2 protein-coding genes are annotated in these 1,140 nt (G+C 44.2%); both read left to right on the top strand.

What is annotated here, in order from left to right; all coding sequences use genetic code 11:
• Nucleotides 1-736: RNA-guided endonuclease IscB (gene iscB / locus F6K53_RS44380; RefSeq protein ID WP_293087300.1), on the top strand; the 736-nt coding region annotated here is incomplete at its 5' end.
• 97 nt (nt 737-833) lie between these two features.
• Nucleotides 834-1,140: phage integrase N-terminal SAM-like domain-containing protein (locus F6K53_RS44375; protein ID WP_293087297.1), on the top strand; the 307-nt coding region annotated here is incomplete at its 3' end.

The raw sequence follows: 1,140 nt of genomic DNA, 5'->3' as shown, positions 1-1,140 counted from the left end.
GTTTGAAGTCAAAGAATATTTACTCCAGAAGTGGGGAAGAAAATGTGCTTATTGTGGTGCTGAAAATGTTCCGTTTGAAATTGATCATATTGTTGCCAAGTCTAAAGGAGGTAGCAATAGAGTCAGCAATTTAACTCTGTCGTGCCACTCCTGTAATCAATCCAAAGGTAATAAACCTGTTGAGAAATTTCTGAAGAAGAAACCTGAAGTTCTCAAAAGAATTAAGGCTCAAGCAAAAACACCACTAAAAGATGCAGCAGCAGTAAACACTACCAGATGGGAATTGTACAGGCGACTTCAATCAACGGGCTTACCTGTAGAGTTGGGTTCTGGGGGTCTGACCAAATTCAATCGAAAGATTAGAGGGATTGAGAAAACTCACTGGACTGATGCTACCTGTGTTGGGACATCAACACCAATGAGACTTCTTCTTAACGGTGTCAAACCCTTGATTATTAAAGCCAAGGGTCATGGGAAAAGACAGCGTTGCGGAACTGACCGCTATGGCTTTCCGATTCGCCATGCACCTTCCCAAAAGTCCTTCATGGGATTTCAAACCGGAGATTTGGTGAAAGCCCATGTAAGACAGGGAAAGTATCAGGGAAACTACACAGGTCGTATTGCTATCAGATTTAAGCCGAGTTTCAAGCTGACCACAGGAGGTAAAAGTTTTGATGTGCATCCGAAATACTTGAAAACCATTCACAAGGCTGATGGCTATGAATATGTATCTTGAAAATTCCGATTCGCTATCGCTCAATTTATTTATTGGCGGCAATTCCCCGGACGCTGACCTTTCAGGTTCAGTCGTCTGCCCCCTTGCCGTATTTGAGGTGGATACTCATACCCCAAACCACATCACCCCTCAACCTGACCACCTGACCATTACTACAGCAAACCTACTAGAAGCTTTTGCTGATTTCCTGGATATCGATGTGGCAGCAGGAGATGCTGCAGCTGATACTGTTAATACCTACCGCCGCCAGGTTCAGCAGTTTGTGAACTGGTGCGATCGCATAAATCTTCATCCAGCCGCAGTTACTAAAGACGACATTAAGCGTTACCGCCGCTGGATGGTAGACACTAAAAAATTCAAGCCAGCAACGGTATCACTAAAAAGTTCTGTGTGCGGCGACATAC

The organism is Moorena sp. SIO4A1, assembly GCF_010672065.1.
Classification (GTDB): domain Bacteria; phylum Cyanobacteriota; class Cyanobacteriia; order Cyanobacteriales; family Coleofasciculaceae; genus Moorena.
This window is presented reverse-complemented; position numbering and strand designations above follow the sequence as displayed.